Genomic DNA, 7,606 nt, shown 5'->3' on the forward strand with positions numbered 1-7,606 from the left:
CCAAATAAATAAAGATTTCAAATTTTTAACGAAAAAAATCCCCGACTAGGATTTTACTTAGTCGGAGATTGGTTTTTATCTTATTTATTTTTTTCAATTGCTTCTTGGGCTGCTGCAAGTTTAGCTATTGGAATTCTGAATGGTGAACAAGATACATAGTCAAGTCCTACGTTATATAGGTATTTAACAGTATTTGGTTCGCCACCGTGCTCACCACATATACCTAGGTGGAGGGCAGGGTTAGATTTCTTACCTTTTTCTACAGCTGTTTCTACTAAGAAACCAACACCTTTTTGGTCTAGAACTTGGAATGGATCCTTTTCTAGGATGTCTTTTTCGATGTAGGATGGTAGGAATTTACCTGCGTCATCTCTTGATAGACCGAAGGTCATTTGTGTCAAGTCGTTGGTACCAAAGCTGAAGAAGTCTGTAATTTGTGCGATTTCATCTGCTGTGATAGCAGCTCTAGGAATTTCAATCATGGTACCTAATAGGTAGTCAATTTCCATACCTTGCTCTTCAAATACTTTTTCGATTTCTTCTTTAACTATATTTTTAACGTAGTCTAGTTCGTGAACATCTGATGATAGTGGGATCATGATTTCTGGAACTACTTTGACGCCTTCTTTGTTTAGTCTAACTGCTGCTTGCATAATTGCTCTTGCTTGCATTTTAGAGATTTCTGGGTAGATTACGCCAAGTCTTAGACCTCTGAAACCAAGCATTGGGTTTACTTCTTGAAGTTCTGATATTCTTTCGTGAACTCGTGCTGGCTCTATTTTTAGTTCTAGGGCAAGGTCGGCTATTTCCTTTTCTCCCTTTGGTAAGAATTCGTGAAGTGGTGGGTCAAGAAGTCTTACTGTTACTGGTCTTTCTTCCATTAGTTTATAGATTTGATAGAAGTCTTCTTCTTGCATTGGTAGGATTTTTTCTAGGGCTGATTCTCTTGTTTCAAGATCACTTGCTAGGATCATCTTTCTAACTTGGAAAATCCTATCATCTGCAAAGAACATGTGTTCTGTCCTACATAGACCTATACCTTCAGCACCAAATTCTAGAGCTTGTTTAGCATCTCTTGGTGTATCGGCATTTGTTCTAACTTTCATATCTCTATATTTGTCTACCCATTCCATAAATTTACCAAAGGCACCGTGCATTTGTGGTGGTTGAGTAGCAAGGTCACCTGCATAAATTTGACCGGTTGATCCGTCGATTGAGATTGTATCTTCGCTTGTAAGGACTACGTCTCCTATTCTCATAGTATGTTCAAGTTCATTTACGTGGATATCTGATGCACCAGATACACAGCATTTACCCATACCTCTTGCTACTACTGCAGCGTGAGATGTCATACCGCCTCTAGCTGTAAGGATACCTACTGCTGATACCATACCTTCAAGGTCTTCTGGGCTTGTTTCTTCACGGACAAGGATAACTTTTTCTCCGTCTTTCCCTCTTTTTGCTGCTTCTGGGGCAGAGAAAGCAATTTTACCTACTGCTGCTCCTGGAGAAGCTGCAAGACCCTTAGTTAGGGCTTCTGCCTTATCAATAGCATCTTGAGTGAAAGTAGGGTGAAGAAGTCCGTCTAAGTCCTGTGGGTTAACCCTTAGTAAGGCTTCTTTTTCGCTAACTAGTCCTTCTTCTACCATATCTACTGCTACTTGGACAGCTGCTTGGGCAGTTCTCTTACCATTTCTAGTTTGAAGTAAGAATAGTTTACCTTCTTGGATGGTAAATTCCATATCTTGCATGTCTTTGTAGTGTTTTTCTAAAGTTTCTGCTGTATCTGCAAATTCTTTGTAAACATCTGGCATGATATCTTCAAGATGGCTTATAGGTTCTGGTGTTCTAACACCAGCTACTACGTCTTCACCTTGGGCATTCATTAGGTATTCACCATAAAGAGCGTTTTCACCAGTTGCAGGGTTTCTTGAGAAGGCAACTCCTGTACCGCTTGTTTCGCCCATGTTACCAAATACCATGGTTTGAACGTTTACAGCTGTGCCCATCTTATCATCTATTTCATTTAGTTTTCTATAAAGGATAGCTCTTGGGTTATTCCATGAAGAAAATACTGCTGCTATAGCAAGGTCAAGTTGTTTTCTAGGTTCTTGTGGGAATTCTTCTCCTGCAAGATCTTTATAAACTACCTTATATTTTTCTACAACGTCAACAAAGTCTTCTGCTGTTAGGTCGTGGTCTGTTTTTACGCCCTTTTCTTCTTTTTTAGCTGTTAGAACTTCTTCAAATTTGTTTTTATCAAGTCCCATAGCTACGTCAGCAAACATTTGGATAAACCTTCTATAAGAGTCATAGGCAAATCTCTTATTGTTAGTTTTATTTTCAAGTCCCTTAACAGCAACATCGTTAAGACCTAGGTTTAGGATAGTATCCATCATACCTGGCATTGATATAGGGGCTCCTGATCTAACTGAAACTAATAATGGGTCTTCGTTGTTACCAAAGGTCTTGCCATTGTGGGCTTCTAGATCTTTGATGTGGTTTGAGATTTCTTCGTTTAATTCATCCCAAATCTTTTGGTCTTCTTTGTAATATCTGATACATGCTTCAGTTGTTACAGAGAAACCATATGGTACGTTGATTTCCATATTTGTCATTTCTGCTAGGTTTGCACCCTTGCCGCCGAGAAGGTCTCTCATTGTTTTGTTACCTTCGTCGAAGTTATAAACGTATTTTGTGCTCATAATTTTTCCTTTCCTTTATTTTGATTTAATTTGCCAATGATAATTTCTGAAGTTTCTTCGATAGACTTATAAGTAACGTCTATGATCATACATCCTAGGTCATTCATAAGCTCAAGTGCATAATCGATTTCCCTATCGATCCTTTCCTTAGAGGAGTAGAGGGAATCTACAGATAGGTTTAATGATTTAAGTCTTTCTTCCCTTATTTTTTTTAGTACATCCTTATCTATGGTAAGGCCAAAGATTTTACTTGGTTCTATTTCAAAAAGCTCATGGGGAACTTTCGAATCAACCAAGATAGGAATGTTACTAACCTTAAGTCCCTTACTTGCAAGGTACATAGATAAGGGGGTCTTTGATGACCTTGAAACTCCAATTATTGCTATATCGCAAAAAGCAAGTCCCTTAAAATCTTGTCCATCATCAAAATTAATGGCAAAATCTAGGGCTTCTATCCTTTTTTTGTGGTATATATCAGGAAGATTAGCAATCTCTTCGCTAGGATTTTTATCCTGGCTAAGAATACTTGCCATTTCTTCTACTGCTATGTCCACAAGTCCTATTTCTTTTATGTTTTTACTAGATAGGTAGCTTTTGACATAGGCTTTCATTTTAGAATCTCTAAATGAGTGATAAATTATCGAATTGTCTGAATCTTTTATAGAGATAAGTAGTTTATTTAATTTTGCCTTGCTATTTATTCTATCGAATAGTTTTACCTCATAAGGTTTGTCAAAATGCCTCATGGTTTCCTTGACTATTTCGATAAGACCAATAGCACTACTATCTGAGATTATATATATAACTAATTTCATAATTTCTCCTGCACCAAGACTCTAAAGATATTATACCAAATTTTTCGAAATAATGAAAATATTTTCACAAGTTTTATATAAATACTTATTATCTATATATCAATCATAGCTAATCAATATTTATTTATAAAAAATTTTATAGGAAATCAATATCATGTAAAAAATGATAATTTTTTTTATCAAAGAGAATCAATGTTGACTTTTAGGGAAAAATTAATATAATATTCTAAAGTTAAATACTAACATTGAAAGAGGATTAGCCTAAAAAGTCCTTTAGAGAGAAGATGGTTGGTGCAAATCTTTGGATAGACTAGGTGAAGGTTGCTTTCATATATGTTAATGTAGCATGCATAAATGCAAAAGAGAGTCTTATTAGAAGAAATTTAGGTGGTAACGCGATAATTCGTCCTAGAATGCGTTATCACTTTTTTAATTGAGAGGAGAAAATATGGATACAAAGTATAATCCACAAGATTTTGAGAAAAAAATCTACCAAGAATGGGAAAGGGGAGGCTATTTCAAGGCGGGAGTAAATCCTGATAAAAAACCATTTACAATTGTAATGCCACCACCAAATGTAACAGGCCAGCTTCACTTAGGCCACGCCCTAAATAATACCTTACAGGATATAATAATTAGGTATAAAAGACTTGCAGGTTTTGAGGCCCTATGGATACCAGGAACTGACCATGCCTCTATATCTACTGAGGCCAAGGTAGTTGGTAAAATTGCAAAAGAAGGGAAGACCAAGGCCGATTTAGGCAGAGATGGCTTCCTTAAGGAAGCTTGGGATTGGACCCATGAGTACGGCGGTACAATAAAAAAACAATTAAGAACAATAGGTGTTTCTTGCGATTGGGACCACGATTCATTCACCATGGATGAAAATTTAACAAAAGCTGTCAAAAGAGTTTTCAAAAAAATGTATGATGACGGTCTAATCTACAGGGGAAATAGAATTGTTAACTGGGATCCAATGGCAGAAACAGCTATATCTGATGCAGAAGTTTACCACAAAGATCAAAAGGGCAAGCTTTGGTATATCAAATACCGCTATGAAGATAGCGATGACTATATAATAATTGCTACAACTCGTCCAGAAACCATGCTCGGTGACCTTGCTGTAGCAGTAAATCCAGAAGACGAAAGATTTAAAGATAAGATTGGTAAAAACCTAATTTTACCACTTGTAGGTAGAAAAATCCCTATAATTGCAGACTCCTACGTAGATATGGAATATGGTACAGGTTGTGTAAAAATAACCCCATCCCATGACCCTAATGACTTTGAAGTTGGTGCCCGCCACGACCTTGGCCAATGTGTTGTTCTTGACACTACTGCCCATGTTGTTGATGGCTATGGCAGATATTCTGGTATGGATAGGTATGAAGCCAGAGAAGCTATGCTTGAAGATTTAGAAAAAGAAGACCTTCTTGTAAAAATCGAAGAAATCGACCATGCAGTTGGTTATTCTGAAAGAACAGATGTAGTTATAGAACCACTTATTTCTAAACAATGGTTTGTAAAGATGGATGGATTTGCCAAGATGTGTATAGATGCCTATAACTCTGGCGAATTAACATTAATTCCAGATAACCTTTCAAAAACCTACATGAACTGGCTAGAAAATATCAGAGACTGGACTATTTCACGCCAACTTTGGTGGGGGCATAGACTTCCTGTATTTTATACAGAAGATGGAAAAATCATAGTATCAGAAGACGAACCAGATGAAAAAGGGATGCTGGAAGGTAAAAAGGTAACCCAAGAAGAAGACACCCTTGATACTTGGTTCTCATCAGCTCTATGGCCTTTTGCAACCCTAGGGTGGCCAGAAGAAAACGAAGAATTTGATTATTTCTTCCCAACAGATATCCTTATAACTGGCTACGATATAATCTTTTTCTGGGTAATAAGAATGGTATTTGCTTCTCTTTATACAACAGAGAAAGTGCCTTTCTCCCACGTCTTATTTACAGGTCTTATTAGAGATAGCCAAGGAAGAAAGATGAGCAAGTCTTTAGGAAATGGTGTAGACCCAATAGATGTAGTAGAAAAATACGGAGCGGATGCCCTTAGATTTACTCTAATAACAGGCAACTCTCCAGGTAATGATATGAGATATGATGAAGATAAGCTTCTTGCATCAAGAAACTTTGCCAACAAACTTTGGAATGCATCAAGATTTGTCCTTATGAATATAGACGAGTCTGATGATTTAGACTTTGATGGAAAAAATCTAACACTCGAAGATGAATGGATCCTAAAAAGACTTAACCAAGTTATAGAAGACGTATCCAAAAACCTTGATAAGTACGAAATAGGCCTTGCGGCTGATAGGATTGAAGACTTTATTTGGAATGAATACTGCGATTGGTATATAGAATTTGCCAAAATTAGACTTTATGGAGAAGATGCTCAAGCTAAGGCAAATGTAAAGAAAGTCCTTCTTTATGTTCTAAAAAACATGCTAGTTATCCTTCATCCATTTATGCCATTTATAACAGAAGAAATTTATTCTTCCCTACCAAACAAAAAAGACATGCTAATAATTGAAGATTGGCCAGAAATAAAGGAAGAATTTAACTTCATAGAAGAAGAGAAAAACGTAAATTCAGTAATTAAGGCAATAACAGCCATCAGAAACCAAAGAGCTAGCCTAAATGTACCAGCAAAAACCAAGCAAAAACTAACCATTGTTGCAGAAAACGGAGAAAATAAGGCCCTTATAGAAAAAATCAAAGACCAATTTATAAACCTAGCTAGCGCAAGTGAAGTAGAAGTTTTAAACAAGGATGAGGCAAATATAGCTGATGAAGGTCTTGTAAAACTTGTCTTTAACGAATTTTCTGTCTATATGTCACTTGACGAACTAATGGACTATGAAAAGGAAAAAGAACGTCTAAAAGGCGAGATTAAAAAAATCGAATCAGAAATTAAAAGAGCAGAAGGCAAGCTTTCAAACAAGGGCTTTACAGATAAGGCACCAGAGGCTGTAGTAAACAAGGAAAGAGAAAAACTTGCTGACTACAAGGATCTTTTAGAAAAAACCAAGGCTAGCCTTGAAGAAATAAAGGATAAGTAATGTACGGTGAGTTTTCCTATATCTATGATAAATTAAGTTTTGATATAGAATACGAAAAGTATGCTAAAAATATCAAGGATCTTGCCAAAGATTATAAAATAGGAAAGGAGAATATGCTTGAGCTTGCTTGTGGCTCAGGCATGCTCACTAATTATTTTTTCGATGACTATAAAAGGATAGATGCCCTTGATATATCAACAGACATGCTAAACTGTTTTGCAGAAAAATACGATAATGACAAGGTAAACTTAATCTACTATGATATGGTAGAATATGAGAAAAAAGATTTTTATGACCTAATAGTAATCCTTTTAGATAGTGTAAACTATGTTACAAACCCAGCTGACCTTGAGAAGTTATTTAGAAACTCCTATGATAATCTCAAGGACGATTCGCTCCTAGTTTTTGATATAAATTCAGAGATGAAAATGAGAGAGATTTTTGGATCAGAATGTTATGTCTATGAGTATGAGGATATCTTCTATACCTGGGATAATTACCTAGAGGATGAGTTAATAGATATGAACTTAAACTTTTTTGTAGAAAATCCTGACGGGTCCTACAAGCGAATTGAGGAATACCAACAAGAAAGAATTTATACTATAGACTATGTAAAAAATTTGCTTCAAAAAACTGGTTTTACTGACATAAGGATTTTTGATGAGGATACCATGGGTGATGTAAATGAAGATACCTTAAGAGTCTTATTTTCAGCAAGAAAGGCGGAAAAATGAGTATAGGTGTTGTAAAATTTTTTGATAACAAAAAAGGTTTTGGCTTTATAAAATGGGGAGGAGAAGACCTCTTCGTCCATTATTCAGATATAATATCTGAAGAAGAATTTAAAAAGCTAGAAACTGGAGATAATGTAGAATTTGAAAAAATAGAAGCCCCAAGAGGTCCACAAGCAAAAAAAGTTAAGAAATTTTTAAAAAACCCCCCAAGCTGAAATGTACCCATAAAACTGGACATAATAATAAATTAGTTATTTACAATAGGAT

Annotated in this window: 5 protein-coding genes; 3 read left to right on the forward strand and 2 right to left on the reverse strand. The window is 35.9% G+C overall.

All coding sequences use genetic code 11. The features are described 5' to 3' along the window. Positions 1-80 precede the first annotated feature (80 nt). Together ppdK and Q0410_RS03250 are read right to left on the reverse strand one after the other, a co-directional pair. Positions 81-2,705 carry a pyruvate, phosphate dikinase gene (ppdK, locus tag Q0410_RS03245; RefSeq protein WP_299032780.1) on the reverse strand — a complete coding sequence of 875 codons (2,625 nt, stop codon included), beginning with the start codon at positions 2,703-2,705 and terminating at the stop codon, positions 81-83. Further along, positions 2,702-3,520 carry a pyruvate, water dikinase regulatory protein gene (locus Q0410_RS03250; RefSeq protein ID WP_299032782.1) on the reverse strand — a complete coding sequence of 273 codons (819 nt, stop codon included), beginning with the start codon at positions 3,518-3,520 and terminating at the stop codon, positions 2,702-2,704. The genes ppdK and Q0410_RS03250 overlap by 4 nt, the downstream gene beginning before the upstream one ends. A 448-nt stretch (positions 3,521-3,968) precedes the next feature. Between Q0410_RS03250 and Q0410_RS03255 the strand changes: the two genes are divergently transcribed. The 3 genes from Q0410_RS03255 to Q0410_RS03265 are packed head-to-tail and all read left to right on the forward strand — an operon-like array spanning position 3,969 to position 7,554. Next, a complete protein-coding gene (locus tag Q0410_RS03255) occupies positions 3,969-6,605 on the forward strand; it encodes a valine--tRNA ligase (RefSeq protein ID WP_299032784.1) in 2,637 nt (878 codons plus the stop codon). Further along, positions 6,605-7,339, forward strand: a complete 735-nt coding sequence (locus Q0410_RS03260; RefSeq protein WP_299032786.1) for a class I SAM-dependent methyltransferase — start codon at positions 6,605-6,607, stop codon at positions 7,337-7,339. The genes Q0410_RS03255 and Q0410_RS03260 overlap by 1 nt, the downstream gene beginning before the upstream one ends. Beyond that, positions 7,336-7,554: a cold-shock protein gene (locus Q0410_RS03265; RefSeq protein ID WP_299032788.1), complete on the forward strand. Its 219-nt coding sequence runs from the start codon at positions 7,336-7,338 to the stop codon at positions 7,552-7,554. Before Q0410_RS03260 ends, Q0410_RS03265 begins: the two co-directional genes overlap by 4 nt. Positions 7,555-7,606: the final 52 nt, after the last annotated feature.

This window comes from uncultured Anaerococcus sp. (genome assembly GCF_937934665.1).
GTDB lineage: Bacteria > Bacillota > Clostridia > Tissierellales > Peptoniphilaceae > Anaerococcus.

Coding starts and splice junctions, on each gene's coding strand:
- Q0410_RS03255 (WP_299032784.1), top strand. CDS start 3,969: ATGGATACAAAGTATAATCCACAAGATTTTGAGAAAAAAATCTACCAA.
- Q0410_RS03250 (WP_299032782.1), bottom strand. CDS start 3,520: ATGAAATTAGTTATATATATAATCTCAGATAGTAGTGCTATTGGTCTT.
- Q0410_RS03260 (WP_299032786.1), top strand. CDS start 6,605: ATGTACGGTGAGTTTTCCTATATCTATGATAAATTAAGTTTTGATATA.
- Q0410_RS03265 (WP_299032788.1), top strand. CDS start 7,336: ATGAGTATAGGTGTTGTAAAATTTTTTGATAACAAAAAAGGTTTTGGC.
- ppdK (WP_299032780.1), bottom strand. CDS start 2,705: ATGAGCACAAAATACGTTTATAACTTCGACGAAGGTAACAAAACAATG.